This window comes from Chelatococcus sp. HY11 (assembly GCF_018398335.1).
In the GTDB taxonomy this organism is placed as follows: domain Bacteria; phylum Pseudomonadota; class Alphaproteobacteria; order Rhizobiales; family Beijerinckiaceae; genus Chelatococcus.
In genome coordinates this window covers 3,001,008-3,024,505 of the sequence record NZ_JAHBRX010000001.1, presented here as the reverse complement: position 1 = coordinate 3,024,505, position 23,498 = coordinate 3,001,008, and the positions used below count along the sequence as shown (strand labels likewise).

The 23,498-nt window shown below is 59.0% G+C and carries 13 protein-coding genes and 1 pseudogene; 4 read left to right on the top strand and 10 right to left on the bottom strand.

Going from position 1 to position 23,498, the window contains the following annotated elements:
* Window positions 1-140: 140 nt before the first annotated feature.
* The 6 genes and pseudogenes from KIO74_RS13830 to KIO74_RS13805 all read right to left on the bottom strand — a co-directional run bounded on the left by KIO74_RS13830 (window position 141) and on the right by KIO74_RS13805 (window position 10,327).
* Window positions 141-2,438 (bottom strand): DEAD/DEAH box helicase, encoded by a 2,298-nt coding sequence (locus tag KIO74_RS13830; protein ID WP_291980305.1) that lies wholly within the window; start codon window positions 2,436-2,438, stop codon window positions 141-143.
* Window positions 2,439-2,776: 338 nt separating this feature from the next.
* A complete protein-coding gene (locus KIO74_RS13825; protein WP_249730981.1) occupies window positions 2,777-3,742 on the bottom strand; it encodes a HamA C-terminal domain-containing protein in 966 nt (321 codons plus the stop codon).
* Between the two features lie 310 nt (window positions 3,743-4,052).
* Window positions 4,053-5,855 carry a hypothetical protein gene (locus KIO74_RS13820; RefSeq protein WP_213332525.1) on the bottom strand — a complete coding sequence of 601 codons (1,803 nt, stop codon included), beginning with the start codon at window positions 5,853-5,855 and terminating at the stop codon, window positions 4,053-4,055.
* Between the two features lie 142 nt (window positions 5,856-5,997).
* On the bottom strand, window positions 5,998-7,167 hold the full coding sequence (locus KIO74_RS13815) for a T6SS phospholipase effector Tle1-like catalytic domain-containing protein (RefSeq protein ID WP_213332524.1): 1,170 nt from the start codon (window positions 7,165-7,167) through the stop codon (window positions 5,998-6,000).
* Between the two features lie 1,111 nt (window positions 7,168-8,278).
* A pseudogene (locus tag KIO74_RS13810) lies at window positions 8,279-9,421 on the bottom strand (IS91 family transposase).
* A gap of 3 nt (window positions 9,422-9,424) precedes the next feature.
* Complete coding sequence (locus KIO74_RS13805; protein WP_213332523.1) at window positions 9,425-10,327, bottom strand: tyrosine-type recombinase/integrase; 903 nt, start codon at window positions 10,325-10,327, stop codon at window positions 9,425-9,427.
* A gap of 587 nt (window positions 10,328-10,914) precedes the next feature.
* Between KIO74_RS13805 and KIO74_RS31765 the strand changes: the two genes are divergently transcribed.
* From KIO74_RS31765 to KIO74_RS13785, 4 genes are all read left to right on the top strand, one after another.
* Entirely contained in the window at window positions 10,915-11,562 is a 648-nt protein-coding gene (locus tag KIO74_RS31765; RefSeq protein WP_249730980.1) for a helix-turn-helix transcriptional regulator, read from the top strand.
* 753 nt (window positions 11,563-12,315) lie between these two features.
* Window positions 12,316-14,553, top strand: coding sequence for a formate C-acetyltransferase (pflB, locus tag KIO74_RS13795; RefSeq protein WP_213335208.1), 2,238 nt, complete (start codon window positions 12,316-12,318; stop codon window positions 14,551-14,553).
* Window positions 14,553-15,380: a pyruvate formate-lyase-activating protein gene (pflA, locus tag KIO74_RS13790; protein ID WP_249730979.1), complete on the top strand. Its 828-nt coding sequence runs from the start codon at window positions 14,553-14,555 to the stop codon at window positions 15,378-15,380. Before pflB ends, pflA begins: the two co-directional genes overlap by 1 nt.
* A 13-nt stretch (window positions 15,381-15,393) precedes the next feature.
* A complete protein-coding gene (locus KIO74_RS13785; protein ID WP_213332522.1) occupies window positions 15,394-16,962 on the top strand; it encodes an aspartate:alanine exchanger family transporter in 1,569 nt (522 codons plus the stop codon).
* A gap of 101 nt (window positions 16,963-17,063) precedes the next feature.
* On the opposite strand, the gene KIO74_RS13780 is transcribed toward KIO74_RS13785, so the two are convergent.
* From KIO74_RS13780 to KIO74_RS13765, 4 genes are all read right to left on the bottom strand, one after another.
* Complete coding sequence (locus KIO74_RS13780) at window positions 17,064-18,143, bottom strand: AraC family transcriptional regulator (protein WP_213332521.1); 1,080 nt, start codon at window positions 18,141-18,143, stop codon at window positions 17,064-17,066.
* Window positions 18,144-18,806: 663 nt separating this feature from the next.
* Window positions 18,807-20,005 (bottom strand): IS3 family transposase gene (locus KIO74_RS13775; RefSeq protein WP_213335189.1). Its coding sequence is split into 2 segments (ribosomal slippage): window positions 18,807-19,666 and window positions 19,666-20,005, totalling 1,200 coding nucleotides; the frame shifts between segments, so codons are not numbered across the junction.
* Between the two features lie 132 nt (window positions 20,006-20,137).
* Window positions 20,138-20,926: a hypothetical protein gene (locus tag KIO74_RS13770; RefSeq protein WP_213332520.1), complete on the bottom strand. Its 789-nt coding sequence runs from the start codon at window positions 20,924-20,926 to the stop codon at window positions 20,138-20,140.
* Between the two features lie 874 nt (window positions 20,927-21,800).
* Window positions 21,801-23,402, bottom strand: coding sequence for a DUF927 domain-containing protein (locus KIO74_RS13765; RefSeq protein ID WP_213332519.1), 1,602 nt, complete (start codon window positions 23,400-23,402; stop codon window positions 21,801-21,803).
* Between the last annotated feature and the right edge of the window lie 96 nt (window positions 23,403-23,498).

Here is a 23,498-nt window from a genome sequence, read left to right as displayed (position 1 = left end):
GTCTACCGTGGCGGCGCGGGGTCGTGAAGTGATCGGAAGCTTAGTGTCCGCCTCACATGCCAATAGCTCTGCCAAGCCTACGAAAGCAGAATTCTACGGACAAGGGAGGCGTTCGTGTCCGACCGCTGGGACGCATGTGATCAGTCTGCCGCCTCTCCCGCGGTCGCCGCTGGCGGTGTCTCGCCGAGCAGCCTCTCTCGCAACTCCCGCACGATGATGAAGGGGATTCCCGCACCTTCCAAGGCGTGGCCGTTGGTGCGCATCCAATTGCGGCAGGCGTCTTGGTCGAGGTCGTCCATCGCGATCACCTCGTACAGCGCGACGGCGCTCATCCTGGAGAGACCCAGTTCCATTAGCGAGAGCAGCGTCTGTGTAGAAATGCCGAACTCGAGTGCCAGACCTATGTCGAAGCGGTCGCGAAGAAGATCAGCACGTCCAATGCCGTCCAGGTGAAACCTCAGGACATCCACGTAGGCGGCGATGTACTTCGGTGCGGCGAACCGCGCGGTTTGCTCGACCATCTCCATCGTCTGTCGACAGATCTTCGGGATATCGACGGCCTTCCCGTTCCTTCGGAGATTCTCAATGCGTGCCTTAATCATGCGGGCGAGCGACCAGCCGCGGAGCCAGCGGTGAACAGTCACGGCATGACCGTAGATCAGGTCATCCGGCTTAAAGGCCGGATAGAGGTGATCATTGATCGTCTGCATCACGAACATCATGGAGGTTATCGCCTCGTCATCCTCGGTAGCCGCTGGGACGAGATTCTCGGGTTCGTCCGAATGCCGCTCGAAGAACTCGAGGAGGGATTGCATAGCTATAGCACTCACGCCCGGATGCCGCGCGACCAGCGCGGGAGGCAGTCGATTGGCCGCGCATAGCTCGGCGAGCGCGTTGTCCAGTTCCGCGACGAAGCGCGGATCGTGCCGCTTCGCAAATGCAGCGTCAGTGACGGAGCCTGCGCGTAGAAACGTCGATATTAGATAATACGAGACCTGTTCGAGCTTGGAGCTTCGGCCAACTTCGTCCATCGACATGTCGGCGCGCCTATTCAGAAAGGCGAGCAGCTCGTCGGAAGCCTCCATAACGAGGTCCGTTTCACGCTTGATCTCGTAACGCGCGCGCTTGGGAACGCCGTGCGGCCAAGCTTCTTTGTCGTCAGGATTGACGCACACGATCTTGCCTTGGAACTCGTCACCCCATCGACCCGCCCGCCCGGCCAGGTTCCAGAAGTCGTGCGCCAGCATGTGCTTGCCATTCCCCTTCCTTGGACCGCGGAGCACGATCATCCGGCAAGAAAGGTTGACGCCCTCAATGAGGGTCGAGGTGCAAACGAGGAAGCGGAGCTTGCCGGACTTGAAGAGGCGCTCGATCTCCGATCGCAGTAGCGACGGCATATTGCCGTAGTGGAATGCGACACCGCGCTCAACGAGGGGTGCGAGGAGATAGCCGGGATGGACCCCCTTCCGCGAGAGATCCGCAAGGGCCGCTAATTCAGGATCGATTTCGCCACCAACCGGTCGCTGGTTCAGCAGGAACGCGATCTTCTCTGCCTCGTCGGCACCGTTGGCGTAAATCAAGGTGCCCGACCGGTGGCCCGTCAGGGCCTCGGCGATGAAGGCTATCCTCTTCCGCAGCCCCACAGGACGGTCCGTCAGGCTGAGAATGCCTACGCTCTCAGGTTCGTCGCCGTGCCGGACGGCGAGTTCGTACCTGGTGGTCTTCCGCTTGACCTGCTCCGCGAATAGCACGTTTTGGAGCACCGTCGGCGCATCGCTGTCGACTACCCGGCGATCAACTGAGGGGGGCGCGTCGTCCAGCAGGGTGTGTGGGTTCTGTGTCGCCGGACTGATGAAGACCGCCCGAACCTTGGGGCTGGCCCGCGTCACGCGCTCAATCGCATCCTGCAGGATCACGCCACGCTTCGCGTCGCCGATTTTATGAGCCTCGTCAACGATCAGAATGTCGATCTCCATCTCGTCCGAGAGCGCGTTGGCGAAAAGGTGCAGTCGCTCCTGCGTGAAGACCGCGACCAGCGGAGGTCCGCCGTTCCGCATCGCCAAGTATTCGTCCGTAAGTGGGAGCGAGCTAACTCGGATCTGATCGGCGCCGAGGCTTGCGCTTGACAGCAGGCCCCTAAGGTTCGTCTCAGTCTCGCTGACGAGCGCGCGGGTCGGAGCGAGATATACCACCATACGGGCGCGCTTCGCCCGCATTTGGTCCAGCAGCCATTGCAGCACCAGATACGTCTTCCCGCACGCGGTCGGAGCCGACGCGGACATCCAGCCACGTTCGTCCTGCGAGCCCGTCCAGAAGGACCGCTGGAAGGCGTTTACCTCCAGGAGTCCTCCATCGGCCTCGAGCACCACGGAGTTCTTTAAGCGGTTCCGCGTCAGCTCCAGCCGCGCGCCGACGCCTAGACGGGCGTCGAGATCCACTCCGACCTCACCCCTCCGCTGCGCGAGCCCGACCGCCAACTTGTTGGAAAGCTGCTCGAATAGCAGTGCCGCAGCATCGCGTGTCGGGCCGCGTTGCGCCAACGTCATCGACGAAGTCGCGATCAGGAGAGCCGCCTCACGCGGCGGTCGAGCCTCAGAGCGCGCCAGGATGCTGCCGGCTAGGAGGAGGCGATTCCAGTCGACCGCGTTCAGGGCCTTTGTAAGGGTTTCGACCGGCTCGACGTTCTCAAGTTCCTGTAGGGCGTTGACCCTGGACAACAGTGCGAGATCGCTCGCCACGCCCTCGGCGAGAAGCCACTCGATGAGCTCATCCTCGGTCACTTGGCCAGTCCCAGGGAGTCGAGCACAGCCAAGCGGAAAGCCTCGGCGTTAGGAAGCGGCAGGCAGAGAAACTCGATCTGGCAGTCGGTGAGTTTCTCGAGGATCAGTCGGTTCCCGACGTTCTCGGACCATTTCTTGAGCGCGTCCCTTGACGCATCGACGATGTCATTTGCGCCACACTTTGCGCCAGCGGTCGGATAGGCTTCGCTGTCGAAGCCCACGAGGGCGACCGCGCGATATCGCTTCCTCTTCACGAGCGGATCCGTCTGGTCGAAGAACCGGCGTAGCGAGGCGTTGAGGTCCGGCTTTCCGAGATCGGCCCGCTCGCTCAACAACACAAGGTCCCGTTCGCGCTTGGCCGACTCTCCCTCTTCCTCGTCGAGAAACGGCTTCAATGAGCTAAGGCATTCTCGAATCGCCTTGGCTGGGTCGGCGTGGATCTTTGACTCCCCCCAGTAGAGGTTCAGCACTCCGTCTTCGTCCACGTCGGCGTATACGCCATCTGCCCCGTGGTAGTGCACCTGCGCACTTGTCTTAAGCGACATTTTGCAGAGGATCTGTGGCAGATTGAGGAAGCGTTCGGCGAGTAGGTAGAGGAGGAGTTCGCCGCCTTCGCCAGAGGTCTTGAGATCGGTGAACGTACCCAATGCGCGATGGTAGAGTTCGATCGTGGCGGCGGAACCGCCTTCCCTGTTGTCTCGCTCCTTGGCGCGCTGGCGCGCCTCGTGCGGGATCGCATAGTCGATCACCGCTGAGCGCATGAATTCGGCGAGCCGAATTGGACTCACGCGCCCATCTGCGTCCACTTTCAAGCAATGGCAGTGTATGTGGACCTTGCAGCCCTCAACTTCGATATCGCGCTCCACCAGATCAAGGTGGACTTCGAGAGTGTTGGGTTTGGAAGCGATCGCCTGCTCGAAGTCTGCCAAGGAAAGCGGCGCCAGCACATTCGTGTCAACCAAGCCCTACTTCCTCATCTTCAAGGCCCGCATGATCTCTGTTACTTAGCAGTGATTCTGAAAACTGGCCATCTTGACGCCTAACTTGTTACCGCCTGTATTGGGCCTGTCCGCCAATCTGTTGTTGAATCAGCATTCTTTAAGGTGCCAGCTCCTCGTGCTACGTTGAAATCGAGGTGCGATAGCTGCGGCAGAAGGCGCAGCAGGCATCGAAGCGTAGCTGGCATTCGACTTCTTGAACGAGTGTACACTTAGGCAGTTTGCGCACCCGAGAGCAGTCAGCCCACTCTCCATCCACAGCGGGCGCAAACCTCTATTTGGCCCAGATCACCGTGAACTCGGCGCCAAGCCCGTTGCAACTACGCCAGGCACTGGCGAGCAGCGTGCTCAACTGATCGAGACGCAGCCGGTTTACGCCAGTCTTGGCGGCCTCGGCTTTAGTCCGTGCGGCTTCCGTAACATGCGGCTGCACCACGACGACGCGCCGGGTATAGTCGTCGCCGAGGCCCTCAATCGCGTCCACGAGCGCATCTTTCGCTACAGGGTCGCCGTCCTTCCACCAATAGTTCGTTGCGCGCACCGCTTGCGAGAGGCCCTTGGCGAGCGCCTGTTTGTCGAGCCACTGGAGGTTCTTTATCGCCTGACCGGTAACGACCTCGTAGGCCGCGACAGAGAGCCTACGGCCGGTCGTGTCACTCTTTGCCCCTTTCACATGGATAAGCGACAGAATTGGTTTTGGGCCGCTGACATTGAGGTGGATGAAGTCCGCCTTTTCATTCGCGCCATCGTCGCAGGCGAGCCATCCCTTGTGGGTGTTCTGGACCCAGCAGAACAGGCTTTTTTCCTTGCCGATCTTGCTGAGGTCATGTGGTTTTTCCTGTTTTACGGCATAGCCGCTGAAGTCCTCTGTCTCGAAATTCGAGAAGGCAATCCGCGGCATTCTTAAGGCATAGACCTGCCTATCGGACACACTGTGCCCGCTGTCATAGCGTATGTTTACACCGACGCCGCGCCCGAGCAGCGTTTTGATACGATTGAAGGCGTCATCGTCGATACCGGCCGGCTTCGGATCGGAGACCTTGAACTTCACCTTGCCATCGCGCGTGACGCTGACCTCGAGGCGCACCCTACCGATCGCGCTGCCGTTGATCTCGACGCTTACCGACAAATTTGAGCCATCGGCGGCTTCAACGACAAGACTGGAGGAGATCACCAGCGCGGCATCGGCATTGACCGTATCCGCATCCTCTTCACCGTCGTCGAGCATATCAGGTGGCAGGATCGACAGGTCATATCCGTCTTTGACCTTTGCAGGGTCGAGCGCCTGCACCGGGGTTGCGAGAAAGCGGAATGGCTCGGTGGCTCCCTGCTTCGCGGCCGCGACAGCATTTATGAGCAGCGCCGCCGAAGCGGCGAATCCTTCGATCGAATTTGCCTTGCCGAGCCAGACTCGCGAGGCCTTGGGCGACACGCCCACAGTGACCTCCAGCGCGGCACTGCGCGAACGCGCGGCCGACCAGTAGAAGCTCTGGTCATCAAAGGGGTCGAGCGAATAGTCCAGATCCTGTCCGGCAAGGATCTTGGCATCGGCCTTCGTGGCACTTCTCCGGTGAACGCCCGACAGCCAAAGGGTCCGCGCCTGGCCATTCTCGAGAAATGCTGCGGCCATGGTTGAACGGGATATAGGCAAGAGCCAGGTCAGGGGTGCGTCCGCGTCACAGTCCCTAATCAGTGCTCCGCGCAGCAGCCCTTTTATTTTGGGATCGCTGATATGGAGCGCCAGATGGCCCTTGCCCACAAGCGCGATGACGAGATGGTGCTGGATATCGACGAACTCCGCGGCGCCGGTCCAGGCAGGCTTGAGCGTGCGCTTGTACCACATCGTCTGCAAGCGGACACCGGCGTGCTGAAGCTCAGGCAATCGCGTGAAATCCGATGTGGTCGGCTGCTCCTCGGTCGCGCAGATCGCCTCGATATCTGCGAGACAGCGTTCGAGCTGGTCGGCGACAGGAACTCCTGCTACCTTGGCGAGAGTTAGGGAAATGAATGGAGTGAGGGCAGCGTGAAAGCCTGCTGCACCGCCATCACCGTGCCCTCCATCAATTGCGTCAGCCATTTCCTGCTCCCCCGTCAGGTGTGAATGCGTATCCATCCAAGAGTGCTTCCACCGCGCGAGCGGAGGCGATCTTCTGCACGCCCTCGGACCCCTTTATGCCCTGACGCCTTGCAGACCCCGGCCGATCGAGCGAACGCGCGGATCATGGCTCCACCTCATAGTCGGACGGAATATTCGGTGCCCATTGTCCTAACTGCTCCTTTCGCTCGGCGACCGAGCGATGGAGTCGAGCACCGTTCGGAAGACGCCGTCGCTCAAAGAGGGGGAGACTGATGCCGAATAGGGAGGGGCGCAACGAGCCTTTGGGCCTTCGGCGCGGCACAATTTCGAGGATCGACCAAGCGAAGCTCATGGTCTCGTGAGCGCTGCCGAGCGCGTTCGGCGCGACATATTTGGCTCCCTCTTTTGCGCCCACCACGATCGCGTTGACGCTCTGCTGGCGGATACGCAGGTCGCAGAGTTTCGCGCGTCCGATCATCCACAGGAGCGGCACCTTGCACAGTGCGCTGTCGGCTTCCGGATAACCGCCGCCGACGTCGCCATGCCCGCCGGCGAACCAGACCTCGCTCACGTCCTGAGGCTGAGCCGCGGCGTTGTTGAATGGGTTGCCCCAATATTCCTGACCAGTTGGCCAGAGTTGCGGGCGGAACATAGTTCGTTTTTCGTCGATCGCGACGGCATGAGACACCGATTGGACGCTAGTGTTGTGGCTGGTGAACGCGTGCGACTTGAGCCGCAGACCGTTTCGTCCGCTCTCGATTACCGATCCCACGGTGTCGAACAAGCCGAGCATCCGGATCGGCGGCCGGTCAGGTTTGAGAATGCGTTCGTACATGCGGACCTCGGCAAATGCCTCCTGCTTCTCATCCTCCCCGATCGATTTATAGGCCCGATAGACGTAGTCGAGCAGGTTGAGATTGCGCGGCTCGATCAAGCCGACAGCATGGATGAACCCGGCCAGCACGCGCGCAGAGTACGCGCCGCGGCTGAACCCGAAGATGAAGATTTGGTCGCGTTCGACCGGATCTTCGCCCCGGCGCTTGCCGTTGTCGTAGTTCTCGACGAGGAAGCGATAGGCCTCCTTCACATTGTGATCGAGCCCCCAACCAGTAGCGAGGCCCCAGACCTCATGTGCCTTGCGCCGGAATCGCGACCAAGCCCCTTCCGCGCCAAACGTTCCAACGCCTGGATCATAATAGACGAGCTGTTCGGCGTCCTTCGCCAGAACGCCATACAGACGCAGAATATTGGTGCGGTCGCGCTCTATCTCGTTCGATGTGCCATCCAGCAGGATGACGATGTTCTTCGGCATGCCCGTGCCCCTATTGCCGCTCTTGTCAGTGATGAATGGGCCGGCGAGCGCACGCGGCGTTCACCGGATCCCAAAATCTGATCTCGACCGGCCCACACTGCTACGCGCGCTTCGATAAGGCGCTGCTCTCCGTCCCCCCGCCAGTTGTCCACGCATCGCAGGCGTGGCCAAAACCGGACCCGGCACTACTTATGTAAACAAGGCACACAACATGTCCACTCGGCAAAAGCATTCAGGTCCAGATATTCATCTGTTCACAAACGTCATTCTGATTCGAATGCCCCACATGTTTTCTCTTGGCAATGAAAAATCATTTTCGCCGCCGCGACAGTCGAAGAAGGCGCAGCGCTTGACTGCCAGATCCTGTCAGAATGCGCCGAGCAGGCCGAGAGACCAGACCTCAAAGTCCGCATAACGTAACTTTGGCGGCGCGTGGGTGTGTAAGATAGCGATACTCAGTCCCAATCCGGGGAATGTTACTAAGAAATCCTGAAAATCGTCAAGATGATCGTGACGCAGTTCATTCCGCGCAACTGCGGTGTGGAAGAGGTGGCACCGATCTTCATGAACGACCGTTCGCATCGACATTGTGGATGTCTCGACACATTTTCCCAATCTCGTCTAACTGCCATACCCGCCTACGGCAGCTTAACGGCTGCGGATTATGGATAGCCAAAAGGTTCAACAACACGGACATCCAAACTGCATTAGGGCGACGTCTGCTGATAGGCTCGTGGAGCAACTCGCCAAATGGCTGCTATGGTGAAGGGTTTCGGGTGCCGGCAGGCGTACGAAAGCCTCTCATGCAGGAACCCGCGGGCCACAGTCGATGGCTATGGGGATTTCGAACTGCGGCCCATGTCAGCGTTGGCGCGACCGGCGCTGGGAAGCGCCGAGGGGGATGCGGACAGGCTGCTTCGTTGCTCTTTCGCGCGGTATTGGCGGCCCGAAACTGGTCTGGACGGGAACATGACGGCATACGTGATTGCCGCGGACACGCGCGGGTCCGTTGTCGGAGGCGGGGCGCCTGCGGCTAATGCTGGAATCAGGCCATGTCGGGTCATGGCTCGGCCTCCCGGCCTGCTGCCGATCGATGTGGCGGTCCGCGCGGCTATCTCCAGCGTTTGAAGGTCTCGATGATGATCATGCGCCCGCCGCAGCAGGGACATGGTGGGCGGTAGTCGTCCGATTCGACTGGCGTGTTGGCATCGGGTGGCGTGGCGACATCCAAGAGTTCTCGGGCGCGTGCGAGACTGGCCTTGCGGGCGGAGCCGGCGAGCAGACCGTAATGCCGGATGCGATGGAAGCCTCGCGGCAGGACGTGAAGCAGGAAACGGCGGATGAACTCATCGACCGCAAGCGCCATGATCTATTGCCGGTCCGCGCCGTCGCGGCGGTAGTCCTTGTAGCGAAAGGTGACGCTGGTCTCGTCGAAGGCCATCAGGCGGCTGTTCGAGATCGCCACCCGGTGGGTGTAGCGCGACAGGTAGGCCAGCACCGCCTCTGGTCCGGCGAAGGGCGCCTTGGCATAGACGACCCATCGCGTCCCCTGGACGGGAGCAAGGTGGCGCAGGAAGGCGCGTCGCTCGGTGAGGTGCGCCAGCGAACCGAAGAAGGCAAGCCGATCGGCATCGCGCAGCGCGACCAGCCGCGTGAGGAAGAGCCGTCGGAACAGCTTGCCGACCACACGAACTGGGAGAAGAAAGGCCGGCTGCGACGAGATCCAGCGGCTCGCGTCAGGCGCGATGCCACCGCCCGGCACGATCATGTGCACGTGCGGATGGTGGGTCATCGCCGATCCCCATGTGTGGAGCACGGCGGTGATGCCGATGCGGGCGCCGAGGTGTCTTGGGTCGGCGGCAATCGTCAGCATCGTCTCCGACGCCGCCCTGAACAGCAGATCGTAGACGAGCGCCTTGTTCTGGAAGGCGATGTCCGCGATCTCGGCCGGCAGCGTGAACACGACGTGGAAGTGGCCGAGCGGCAAGAGATCTGCCTCGCGCTCGGCAAGCCATGTCCGCGCCGCCGCGCCCTGGCACTTCGGGCAGTGTCGGTTGCGGCAGGAGTTGTAGGCGATCCGCCACTGGCCGCAGTTCTCGCAGGCCTCGACGTGACCGCCGAGGGCCGCGGTGCGGCAATGCTCGATCGCCGACATGACCTTGAGCTGGGCGAGGCTCAGGTGCCCTGCATTGGCGGCCCGGTATGCTGGGCCTGCTGCGCGGAAGATGTCGGCGACCTCGATCGAGGCGCGCACGCCTTACTCCGACGGCGTCTTGTCCTCCATCAGCGCCATCAGCCGGTCGAGCGGCCCGGTGACAGCGTGGATCCTCCGGGTCGAGACCTTGGCGTAGAGCGCGGTCGTCTGCTTGCTGTGGCCGAACAGGACCTGGATGACGCGGATGTCGACATCCTGTTCGAGCAGGTGGGTGGCGAAGCTGTGACGCAGCGTGTGCGGGCTGACGCGCTTGCGGATGCCGGCGACCTCGGCGGCCTCCTGGACCGTGCGATGCAGTTGCCGTGATGAGATCGGATCGGTTCGGCTGCGGCAGGGGAACAGCCAGCCATGCGGAAGCATGATCCCGCGTCGCCTGCCTTCGCGCCACCACAGCCGCAGCAGTTCCAGGAGCTGCGGCGAGAGCATCGTGTTGCGATCCTTGCAGCCCTTGCCCTGCTCGACACGGAGCAGCATGCGTGTCGAGTCCACGTCATCAACCTTGAGGTGCGCGACCTCGAACACGCGCAGGCCTGCGCCATAGGCGCCGCCGAGCGCAGCCTTGTACTTGAGGCCCGGTGCGGCTTTGAGCCGCCGCCCCGCTTCCTCCACGCTGAGCACATCCGGCAGCTTGCGATGATAGCGGGTGATCACCAAGGCGCGCGACAGATCCCGGCGCTGCAGTGTCACCAGAAATAGGAACCGCAGCGCTGACACCGCGCCGTTGATGGTCGCGGGTCCTACGCCCTTCTCATGCTGATCAAGCTGGAAGCGGTGGATATTCTCCGGCGTCGCGGTGTCGGGCGAGCGGCCGAGGAACGCGGCGAAGCACCGGACGTGACGAACGTAGTCCTGCCGCGTGTGGGAGCCGAGGCCCCGCATGAGCATGTCGTGCTGCATGCGCTGGCGAAGCGGCGAAACGGTTGCATCGGTCGACGGGGTAGCCATGGCGAGTTCCTCTCGTTGAAGGGAACTCCATGGTCGGCTCGCCCGACGCTACCTGCTCAAAGGCTACGAATACTACGCCATCTCAGGCAAAGGCGCCCCTCCCGCGAAGCGGGTTCGTGCATGGGGGCGCAAAGCGGCCATTAGGATCAAGCCGCAATAAGTCACCATCGTGAGAAGGACGCACTCTCTTCCCCATTGGGAATGCGGCATGGAAAGATGGCAAGGTCTGGCCTGCCTGCTAAGGTGCCGCTGGGGGAATAGGGGGATCACGTGGCACGGGTGTTGCGGAAGCTGCTTCGGCATCAGCCTGACGCGACTGATCGCGAAGGCCATATACGGGCGATCCTGGAGCTCAGCTTTCCGCTGATCGCCGACGAACTGAGAGACGTCGTGCGTGCGCTGTCTGAAGGCGTGCTGCCTAATGATGCAATAGGGCGTACGCTGGCGGGCTCGCCCGCTTTTTCCGATCCGCAAGACTGGAGCGATGACGAGCAGACCGAGACTCAGGATGCGATCATGGCCGCGGCGGCGCTCTATACCACGTTGCAGCCACTCCCCATGCCTGAGCTTCGTGATCGATTGTTGCCTTGCAGTCGACCAGGCGCATCGTTCGATATGGCCGCATGGTGGGAAATGCCATTCTGGACAGTGGCGGAGCCGCGGCCTTATCCCTCGGCAAAGATCCGCATTTACTTGACGAGGGGTCGCCGGTGGCCGATGAGGCGCTGCCAACAATCAAGTGCTTCAAGGAGCAGCACGAGCGAATCCGACGGGCTGTGGCGATCGGCCTCGTTGGTCATGACGGCAGGGTCATTCCGCAGCAGCTGGCCGATTGGCTGGGGGATGCCGCGTTCGGGGAGGCTTTGAGGGAGCAACCACGCCCGCAAGACCGGAGAAGCGGGAAGCCGAAAGCACCACGCGCTGAGAAAGGGAAAAAGCCGAATGCAGTTGCATCGCCTGCACCAACTCAAGTTGCCCCGGATGAGAAACCGACGGCCGAGAATACGAACCAACAAACAACGCAGACGGAGATGCCACGGACTGGGTTGGTCCGGTTGAAGCAGATTCTGGCGCCAGGTGGCCCATTGCCCCTGAGCAAGTCCACCTTCTGGACGAAAGTGAAGACGGGCGAGTTTCCCCAGCCGGTGCGTCTGGGCGGAACAACATCCTGGCGCGCGGAAGAGATCTGGGAGCTCATGAACGAGCGGAACCCGCCCGAGAAGACAAAACGCTGACACTAGCTTGACGGAACGGCTTCAAAGATCCTTGCATGACACCCGCCCGCCAGGAATACGGTCTGTACAATGGGCGAATAGATCAGGCTTCAGTGTATTTCACGTAAAATGCACTGTGGCAAAATCCGGGTGGCCGGTCAAAACGGGGAGCAGTTCATATCCCGATCTTGAGGTGCAGGCGCGCAGTATCGAAGGAGCGTTGCATTCAGCAGAATGCAAATGGCCACGTGTAGGGCCATAGCGTTGCCCGATAATGACCACGTTCTGTCCTAATCTATCAACGCGCTGTCAAGTTTGGTCAAGCCGCAGACGGTGTGGATCATTAGAGTTGCCAATAAAATGGGCTTTTTGGGAGGCGAACCGAGGGACAGCAGTGTCATGTTGCATGATGGGTGTAGTTCCACCGCACTCAAGCGTAACTTCTTGTAAAGATTCAATACGACAGATTGTCTCTCTAGATAAAGAATGGCCGGATGCATTTCATGCATAATGCGGTCATTAGATCACTTGATCGAGATTCAGGATATGCTGGTTCATATATTGACGATATTCTGAGTATATTGATTAAATGGCTGAATCAGTCGTGAGCTAGAATGGGGAGTTCTACGTAAGACATATCTCAAACAAAGAGCTCATCCATCAACGACAACTCCAAGGAGATATGTGATGGCCGAGACTGTCCCACCGGGCTCCAAAAGCCCGCCTTCTTCCGTAGCATCTTGGTCGGCGGTGGAGACCACACGGCCTCCGCCGATGTCGTCCCTGGAGGCCGAGTGGGTAGGATTTTCTACTGGTCGCTGGAGCCAAGTGATAGATGTCCGAGATTTTATTCAGCGAAACGTGTCGTCGTATAACGGTGATGCGGCATTTCTTGTAGAGCCGACTGAGAGGACGAGAACGGTCTGGGAGAAACTCCAACCATTTTTTAAGGACGAACTCGCGCGAGGGGTTCTCGATGTAGATTCCAGAACCCCATCCTCGATCACCTCGCACCGTCCAGGGTATATCGATCGAGAGAATGAGGTCATTGTTGGACTGCAGACGGATGAACCGTTTCGCCGAGCCATCATGCCCTTTGGCGGCCTTCGAATGGTAGAGGCAGGACTTGAGGCGGCTGGCGTTCTACCGGATCCTATTGTCCACGACATATTCACAAAGTATCGAAAAACACACAATGACGGTGTATTCGATGCTTATACACCGGAGATAATGGCCTGCAGGCGTAGCCATATCATTACCGGATTACCCGATTCGTACGGTCGTGGGCGGATTATTGGTGATTACCGGCGCGTTGCACTCTACGGAATTGACAGGTTGATCGCCGCAAAGCGCGCTGAAAGGTCAATTCTCGACGCGAGATGGCCGACAGACGACGTCATCCGGGAACGCGAGGAGTTGGCCGAGCAAGTACGTGCACTGTCAGACCTGCTGACGATGGCGAAGAGTTACGGTTGCGATATAGCGCGACCGGCCGGGAACGCCAGGGAGGCGGTCCAGTGGACATATCTCGCTTACCTCGCCGCTATCAAAGAGGCCAACGGGGCAGCGATGTCGATTGGTCGAATCTCCACGTTCTTGGATGTGTTCATCGAGCGCGACTTAGCGCGAGGCGTTCTCGACGAAAGCGGCGCTCAAGAGCTTATCGATCAACTGGTTCAAAAGCTTCGAATCGTGCGCTTCCTTCGTACGCCGGAATATGATGCCTTGTTCTCGGGGGATCCGTACTGGGCAACAGAATGTATCGGCGGGCTTGACGTCAATGGGCGCTCCCTCGTAACAAAAACTAGCTTCCGGATGTTACACACGCTGACAAATCTCGGCCCGGCGCCAGAGCCGAACATGACTGTTCTCTGGTCTGCCCAGTTGCCTGAGGCGTTCAAGTTGTTCTGCCTAAAGAAGTCTGCGGAAACGTCATCAATACAGTATGAAAATGACGATCTTATGCGCCCATATTTTGGCGATGACTACGGGATTGCGTGCTGCGTCTCCGCAATGCGTATCGGACAGCAGATGCAATTCTTCGGTGCGCGCGTTAATCTAGGAAAATGTCTGCTTTACGCAATCAACGGCGGGCGGGATGAGCTGAGCGGCGACCAAGTCGGTCCAATCGTACCAAGCGTTAGCGGCACTCGGCTCGATTTTTCCGATGTGATGTCTAAGTTTGATCGAATGATGGAATGGCTTGCTGAAACGTATGTTCATGCAATGAATTGTATTCACTATATGCACGATAAATACTACTATGAAAGATTGGAGATGGCTCTCCATGATCAACAGATTCTGCGTACTATGGCATTTGGCATAGCCGGACTTTCTGTCGTCGCGGACAGCCTATCTGCGATCAAATTTGCGACAGTCACGGTGATCCGAGGAGATGATGGCTTGATTACCGGATATGAAACACGAGGAGATTTTCCCAAATTCGGTAATAATGATCCTCGCGTCGACGACATTGCTGTCGATCTTGTAAGTCGCTTCATGCAGAAGCTTCGAAAGCACCCGACATATCGGAATGCCGTACATACGCAGTCCGTTCTGACGATTACGAGCAATGTCGTCTACGGCAAAAATACTGGGGGCACACCCGACGGTCGGCGAGCGGGGGAACCGTTTGCCCCGGGCGGGAATCCCATGCATGGCCGCGATTCCCATGGATGGCTCGCATCCTGCCTGTCGGTTGCAAAGCTCCCCTACGCGGATGCGCAAGATGGCATCAGCTACACGGTATCGATCTCGCCGAGCCCCAATCGACTGAATGTTGCGGAGAAATATGCGCAGGCAGTTAAGGTGCTTGATACATACTTCGCCCAGGGCGGGTTCCACATGAATCTCAATGTTATCAATCGTGAGACGTTGTTGGATGCAATGGACCATCCAGAAAAATACCCACAACTGACGATCCGCGTATCCGGATATGCTGTGAACTTTGCCCGTCTAACTCGCGAGCAGCAAGCCGACGTTATCAGCCGCACGTTTCACGGTGGGGGTTGATGGCGATGCTGGGCGAGCCTTGGGCCACAAGCCGCTATGATTTGCGTGTTAGCCAATCACCCGATGCACCCGACGTCGATCAGCTAGATGATTCGAGTGGCGGTTATGGCTGGGTTCACTCATATGAGACCGGCTCCACCGTTGATGGGCCGGGGGTTCGGGTCACCGTTTTCATGAACGGCTGCTTTCTGCGCTGTATGTATTGTCACAATCCCGACACATGGCACCTCCGGGATGGCACAAGGGTTTCGATAGAACGTGCTGAGCTTGCCCTAGCGGGATACGCGACTGCCTTGCGCAGCATGGGCGGTGGCTTGACGATTTCGGGCGGAGAGCCCCTCGTTCAAGCTGCGTTTACACGCCGCTTATTCTCGGCCGCGAAGCGATTGGGATTGCATACGGCGCTGGACACATCAGGGTTCTTGGGCGTTCGTGCCGACGATGAGTATCTCGAAAATGTTGATCTCGTGCTTCTTGATATCAAATCGTGGGAGCCCGGGACGTACAGGAAGGTCACTCGCCAGGACCTTCAGCCGACGATCGCATTCGCGGAGAGATTAGCAAGATTGAACAAGCCGGTTTGGGTTCGGTTCGTTCTCGTCCCTGGCTTGACGGATGCGCCCGCGAATGTCGAGGGATTGGCACGCTTTATCGCCCCGATGGGGAATGTGGAGTGGGTAGAGGTTCTGCCGTTTCACCAGATGGGATCTTTCAAGTGGAAGGCGATCGGCTTGCGATACAAGCTTGAGGGTACAGAACCGCCAACCTCAGATCTACACAACCGAGTCCTCGAACAGTTCCGGGCTGCCGGCTGTCGGGCAAGATGAAAGATCTCTATCAATGCTGGATACAGTTAGAACGCTACTTGAAGCATCTCCACTTCTGGCGCTCTTCCTAGCGATAGCGATAGGTTATGCGATCGGGCAGATTTCCTTTGGAGGTGTCTCGTTTGGCGCCGGCGCGGTCTTGTTCAGTGGTTTGTTGATCGGTGCACTTGCGCCAAACGCCGCGCCGCCGAGCATGGTCGGAACAATTGGGCTCGTAATTTTTGTCTACGGCGTTGGGATACAATACGGTAGACAGTTTTTCGCGAGCCTCAGCGGCCCGGGTCTTAAGTACGTTGGGCTTTCGGCCATCGCCGTCATCGCGTCTCTTGCGGTAGCTTGGATGCTGGCCCGGCCGCTAGGTATCTCGATGGAGATCGCGGCTGGCCTTTTTGCAGGCTCGGGAACGAGCACACCGACGTTGCAGGCCGCACTGGCCGCTGCGGGGAATCAGGACCCTGTTATCGGATACTCTGTATCCTACCCCTTTGGCGTTGCAGGGCCCATCATCCTGATGACGATTTTGGCGGCGATAATTAGACCGAAATTTGCGCCTACAAGCCAGAATGTGCGTCTGGCGGAGATAACTCTGCAAGGCATGCTACAGAAGCGGACCGTTGGAGAAGTTTCAGATGATCTGCCAGAAGACGTGAGAATAATTGCCGTTCGCCAGAATCACCAAAACTCGCCGCCGATCTCCACCATGCAGTTGAAGGAAGGTGATGGCCTTTTGCTGGCGGGAAGCCCAATAGGCATCGATCAAGTCAGGGCATCCGTGGGACGTGAAGAGCCAGGGCGTCTGAGCCGAGACCGTTCTGACTTCGATGTTGTTCGTGTTTTTGTATCCAAGGCACAGTTTGCGGGCAAACCGCTTCGGGATATCGAGCTGCCAGAATTCCCGATAGAGATATCTCACGTGCGCCGCGGGGATGTCGATTTATTTGCCACTCCGGATCTCACCCTTGAGTATGGGGATCTTCTTGTTGCTGCCGTACCGACATTTCGGAAAGAAGAGGCGGCTCGGCATTTCGGCGGCAGCATTAAGGGCAATGCAGAGCTTTCATTTATATCGATCGGAGTTGGTATCACCTTGGGACTGCTATTGGGAATGGTACCAATTCCTGTGCCGTTCGCCGGGACGGTTAGCCTGGGCGTAGCCGGCGGTCCGCTTGTAATGGCTTTGATCCTGAGTTGGATGGGGCGGACAGGTTCGATCGGTTGGCAGATGCCAGTAGTTGCAAACCTGGTTTTACGGAACCTTGGTTTGGCTGTGTTTATAGGATCGGTCGCGATCGGAGCCGGTGCTCCTTTTGTGCAGACCGTTTCATCGAATGGCATACAAATTCTGCTGGGCGGTGCCGTTGTACTGCTCACGCTGGTTTTGATTGTACTGGTAGGCGGGCTTCTCATGCGAATTCCGTTTGATGAACTGCTCGGCATTTGTTCAGGGTCGACCGGGAATCCTGCGATCTTGGTTGCTGCAGGGCGATTGGCCCCCACCGAAAGAACAGATATTGGTTACGCAATTTGCTTTCCCATAATGACGATCGTTAAGATTGTAGCCGTGCAGATGCTTCTGAAATAGCGCGGGTTTTTCTCTCTGTTCAGCGCCTTCAAAACCTCTCTTACCTACAATAGGGCTTGTTTTGCAATCCTTCGGACCACGTTAGCCATCGGATGTCAGAACTACAGCATTTCCGAGAGGGGTTTCTCCATGGTCCGGTTGGCCGCTCTCCATACGCCTGGAGAACATCCGGACCAGCGTCGAAACGCGCGGCTGAAAACGCTTGCTTCGGAATATCCGAGCGCGGCGGATATCTCTCCCAGCGACATTTTTGTGTCTTCAAGCAATTGCCGAGCGATCTCGAACCGCACTTCGTTCGAGATTGTCCTATATGAAAGGCCGGCGTCCGTAAGCCTGCGTGCTAGTGTTCTGCGGTGCAGGGCCAAAAATTTCGCGACACCATTGGCGGTGCAATCCTGATCGGCTAATATAGTTCGAAGAAATCGACGAATATCGTCTGGGATATTACTGTCCAGACTAATTCTTGCATGCTGTATATTCTCTAGAAGAACGGAGCGGATAATTGGATCTGCTCCCTCAATTGGCTGATATAAGTCGCGCTCTGGGAGCGATATGCTTGCTGTTTCCTGATTGAAGCGAATTGGCGCTCGAAAATGATTATAGTAGGGCGTAAGGTCTCTTGGCGGCATTCTGGGAAGCAGAACATCACTTGGATTCCACCTTGCGCCGGAAAGGCTTCTTAACGCATTGACAGTCAATGCGATCGCTCCGTCCGTTATATGATCAATGCTTTCGACCGCAGGCTGGTAGACCGAAAATGTGAAAAGGGCCGTGCCGTCCTGTATGGAGAACGAGGGAACGGCCCCGCGATTTTGGATGACAAGATGCTCTGCCAGGGCACGCAGCGCCTCGCCTACGGTCGCGCAGTGCCGCATAAGGCGGCCAATCAGGCCGAGGGATAGTATGGTGGCACGCTGCCCTACCAAAAGACCGAAGTGAGGGCATTTCGTCTGGGCTACACACAACGTTAGTAAACGCCCAAGTGTGGCATGTGGGATGACGTTGCTATCATTCTCAAAAATATGCAGGTCGAGACCCACTTTCCAAATGAGCGGTGCAGGATCTATGCCGAATGCGATGAGCGTCGGGATAATTTCTTTTATTACGCCCAAGTGAATATGGCCGGGGGGGACCGATCTCTCGTATAAAGAAGTGCTTGACTTAAAATGAGAAAGTTGCATGGGCGGTTACTCGATAACGACGTCCCATATTGCTTGAAAGATATCGATTAATGCAACTATATTTCTGCGAGCCGTGGGCCTCGCTTTGACCTGACGCTACAGCGGTCTCCAGGATGTGCTCGAAGCGGGCGTCACCGTGGGGGAGTTATGGACGTCACGCACGACTTGCTTATTGGCCGCCTTTAGTCGGCCAGGAAGGCGAAGCCGTCTACTCGTGGTCCCTCGTCTCAGAGGAAGCTATCTCCAGTCTGATGGATATGCGGCTCGTGGAGAGTGCAGGGCAGGACCGCGATGGTCGCCCTCTATATCGCTTGACCCAGATGGGAAGGATTTCCTCGAGGGGATCAGGGCCAGCGTACGGCTAACGCACGGCTGCTAAATCGAGAAGAGGTGCCGTCTATCGCCACGAATTGATGGAACCACAATGCTGGGCCGTACTAAGGATAGAGCGGTGGCGTGGTGGCAACTGCCGTCATTCTGTCTATGACCGATTTCTCACACCAAGCGGACATCGCGATCGGTCGGCCTCGATCCGTCGCCCGCATGTGTTGTTGGCGCTCTTCCTGGTGGAGCTGGTGATGTTGCCCCCGTAGCGCCCTCGGTTTGGAGCCTACCCCGCGATGCTGGACCGGCCTGCTGGCCGTTTCCAAGGGGGTAAAACGGTCACCGTGGGCTGGGTGCCGGTGGCCGATCGACGAGCGATATCGGTGGCTTGTTCCCGATCGCGCTGTGCAGGCGAACCTCGTTATAGTGGTCGAACCATTCCGGCAGGGCGAGCATGACGGTTCTGGCATCGGTGACGGAATTCACCGAGACGTAGTCGCGCTTGAAGGTGCGCACGAAGGCTTCGGCCATGCCGTTACTCTGCGGGCTCTGAACCGGGGTGGTCAGCGGCTCAGGGCGAATATCGCGGGCTAAGCAGCGGGTCTTCGCTGCGACGAAGCAGGAGCCGTTCTCGGTCAGCCATTCGATGCTCAGCGGCAGGCGGTTGACCTTGCCGAAGCGATGCTCGGCGGGGGTGACCATGAGGTCGCAGACATCCTCGCCCTTGCAGCCCTCGGTGGTGGCGACATCGCCCATGGCTTCCCGGTCGCAACAATCGAGCGCGAAGGCGACCCGGACCTTCTCGCCGTTGTCGAAGCCGTCGGAACACCAGCGCAGATTGGAGCGCGCAACCGCGATGCGGCCGTCGTGACGGCGCTCGATCCCACCCGCATGACGGTCGAGCAGAAGGCCATGGACCTTCACCACCCGATAGACGCGCTTGCGATTGGCGGGGGCACGGCCCTCTGCCACGGCCTTACGGCGCAACCGAGCCCAGACGCGGGCATAGCCATAGGTCGGCATGTCGGCGATGATCGCCTCGATCTCGGCGAGCAACGCCTCTTCCGGCAGGGGCGGACGGCCGGGCGCTCGCCACAGCGCAGCGAGGTGCGAACGAGCCACGCCGAGCGTCGCGGCGACGGCACTCACGGCAAACCGTCCTTCGGCAGCGACAGCGACCGCAATCTGCGTTTTTTTGTATCTTCCGCCACGGTGAGGGCTTCCTGGAGAATCTCCACCTCCAGCGTCTTCTTGCCCAACAGACGCTGCAGTTCGCGGATCTGCTCCTGATGCGCCCGGAAGGCAGAGGCGGGAACCACCTCTTCCTCGGCTGCGGTCGCGGTGAGCGCTCCTTGTTCGGCAAGTCGTCGCCAGGTGAAAAGCTGGTTCGGCGATACGCCGCACCGTCTGGCGACGAGGCTGACCGTAACGCCCGCCTCGCGCGTCCGCGCCACCATCACCAGCTTCTCCGCGACAGACCATCGGCGGCGCCGCTCTGGCCCTGTCAGGACCTCGGCCCTCGGATAAGAACCAGTCATAGACACGACATTACTCCCAACCCTTATTTTAAGGGTGAGACATGTCCGCGGAATTCGGGGGCCGCTTCAGATTCTCCTTTCGCGACCAAGGGCTCGGAAATCAAAGGCGGTGCCATAGCCAATTAGGTGTCATCACCCTACCCGTAAACCAGCCCGTTTCCTCGCAACCAGCCTAGCCCGACTGACAACAGCTTTCCCTGCCCCTGAAGCGGTCATCAGGTCGTACTTGCGCAGCTCCCCCAAGAGCCGCAGCAGAACCACACGGTGTCTAAGCGACTGCCGATCCCGGAAGGTCTTGGACGGCCGGGGCTTATCCCCCTCACGGGCCAGCTTTCGTCCCCAAACGCTGTCCACCATCCGCCCATCCTTGGCAGCATAGGCCAACCACCCCGCAAGGTCGTGACAGGCCCGAAAGTCGAAGCAGTTGATGCCGTGATCGTTGACACCGAGCCGCACAACCAGCTGCCGTAACACGGACCGTGGCGCCCAAATCAAGCCGTGGACATGGGGACTAACGACGGTATGGACCTCATCCGTATAGCGCCGGATCCCGACATCAATATGCGCCAAAAAGGGATAAGGCCGCAGCACCAACCCTACACGCCGCCGGATCTGCCTCACGACAGCCTGAAACCGCTCGGGAGTAGCATCAGCAAGGGGTATCTCCCAATCATTATCGACGAGTGTGAAAGCCCACATTGATCCGGGTAATTGAGCCGCCACCACCTCTTTCGCGAGCATCCTGGCCCATCGTTTGGCGGCATAGGGATTGATGGCAAACACGTCCTGTTCGAACCGGCTGAAGAGATGCCTGTAGCCATTTACCGCAAAGGAGGGGGAGCCTGGTCGTTGCAGCTTGAGGACATGTTCGATGGCTTTCTTGATCCGGATTGACTGTTCCTGGTCACTGGGGATTTCCACGACTGATGCCTCTCCTGTGGTCCTGATGAACGGTTCTTGGTGCTGAAATTGACCTGTTCACTATTGAATGTTGGTAGGGATGACCCATGTTCTGAGCAACTTTGATGCATTGAGCTGGGGGTGATTTTACAGTGTTCTTAGAGCAAGAATTGATTTTCCGTTTGTCCCTATAAATGATTTCCGATGAACTTTATATCTATTGATGTGTGTCTTGTTGATCGATGTTCCTTAGTGAGAATGAGTACGTACTGAGTTGGTCCATTGATAGCTGCTTTATGAGCTTGTGACTTTGTGTGTTTTTGAAACTGTGTGTTGGTGGCTAGGATCCCCTGGTAGACCTGTTCCCTGACCACATTGACCGTTTTTGTTGTGTATACATACGACACGCCGACCGCCGCCCTCGTCGCCAATGTGTCGGTTAACCGACAGCCATGACACGTCGCTGTTGCCGGCAATGCCTCGATCTTTGGCCGAGGTGAGCAGCGTTCACCCTCGGGATGCGTTGCGTATGTGTGGCGTGAGAAGTGAGTACATCCACGCAACTACTCACATACCCACATTGGAATTGCACCGGCTCACGTATGGCCGTCGGGGCAGCGACACTGTTGTTGCCGCCTGATGCAGCGACGGGTCTGTCAAGCGCTTTTGTCAACGATGGCCGCCTCACCGCACCACTCGCAAGCATGGCGCTCACGGCGCGCGCTGGTTCTGTAAGCCATCTCTTCGCGACCGCCTGCAGGGCGCTTCGGCCGACACCACACCGCGATTGCCGACGATGTCCCGCCCGTGACACAAGCGTGGGACTGGCATCGTCGCGCATTGGGACAGCATCGCGCCGATCGCGATGCTGTCATGATTAGCCCATCCGGAATGGTTACAGCGCCGCTCTTTTCAAGCAGAGGAAGCGCTTGCGCTTGTCGAGACCGGGGATTTTGATCTGCCGCGTCGATTTCCCATCAGGTCCAGGGATGACGACGTTTTTGCCCTTGAAGGCCTTGATCACGGCATGGACGTGCTGGGAACCAACAACGCGCCTGATCCAATCCGGATCGAGGGCCACGATCTTCTCGCCATCGACGGTTTTGAGGTATCCTTGGACCGCCGGATCAGGGTCGACCGACTGGCCTTTCTTGACCCTCGGGAACTTGCCGCGATCCTTCATCGTCTCGCGGACCCGCTCCAGCAAGCGATTAACCCGATCATCCGGGGTTTCGATGGCCGCTCTCGCGTCGTGATAAAGGTCAAGGACCGCGTCTTCCGCGCGCTCGCGCTCCCAGGGAGCGACCCCGGCCTCGAACGCCATGCGGGCGGCCGCCATGATGAGCCCGAACTTCGCCGCCAGGCGCCGTTCGAAGGATGTCTGGGCGCCGCTGCGAACGACGAACTCGTCGATGGCGAGCCCGACCAAGACCTCGGCGCTGTTCAGGTCGGCGATGACATGTGTGAGGAAGCTGCGAAGCGCGACGCCAAAGTTCGTCGCGACGGTGTTCTCGACCTGTGCCGCAAGTGCGCGTGCCGCCCCGTCGCTTGGCTCCGTCATGCGATTGAAAATGCCGCCCTTGTCGCCACCTGGCACGGGGATGCCGATCAGCCGAACGCGTTCGCCATTGAGCTCAGACCCGAGGTCCGCCACGGGCATCTCGCCCGTGACAAGGGTGATGACCTGCCACGTGAGGGAGGGGAGTGCGGCTGCCACGCTGCGGGACCTGCGACGCCCGGTGCCGCTGGGCAAGGTATGCGCCAATCTCGTGAAGAAATGACGTTGTTCGCGGGTGTTCGGCGCGATGCGGGCGGCCTCGTCGAGCGGGAGAAGGAGGTCGTTGTAGGCATTGGCAAGCTCCTCCAGGCCACGGGCGGTCACGTCCAGCGTCGGGGCCTGTGTGCGCTTGGCCAAACCTGCGACGGATGCTGCGGCAAGAAGGGCTAGCGTTTTTCCCGTCGACGTGGGGCCAAGCAGGGCAAATACAGCGCCCTCGCGTTCGGGGACGAATCTCAAGAGGGGTGCGGCGAAGGCCGCGGCGATGGCAAAAATGAGGATGTCGGATGCGTCACAGGCTTCATCCAGGCCGTCCAGCCATTCGGCGAGGCCGCCCCCTTCCGCCCCAAGGGCTGTCCCCGTGGATGACGATGGCGTGAACCGAATCTGCGGTTCAGCCTTGCCGACCGTACCGAAGGGCAGAACGAAGGCGTCGTCCACCCATCCGGCCCGGGATGTCACGCGGCATAGCCTGGTCGGCGCGGCGCGCAGGGCCTTTGCGACGACCTCGTTCGCTTGATCGGGAGCGGTGGGCAATCTCGCGCCTGCGTCGAGCAGCATGTTGGTCACGCGGCTTGGCTGTTGGCGATGGGACATCGGAACAATCAAGCGGCCACTTCCGCCGTCATGTTTGGTGAAGACGAGCTCCAGGCAGACGGCGCCGGTGTCGAGGTCCTCGACGATCGAGCGCCACGAAACTTTAAAAGCAGGTTTTGACATAGGCGGTCTCCAATCAATGGGTGAAAGACAAAGGTTTCCCGAGGGCGCCGAAGGTGATCGGCGCCCGTGATAAGTCGATCCGGTGGTGAGCCGCAT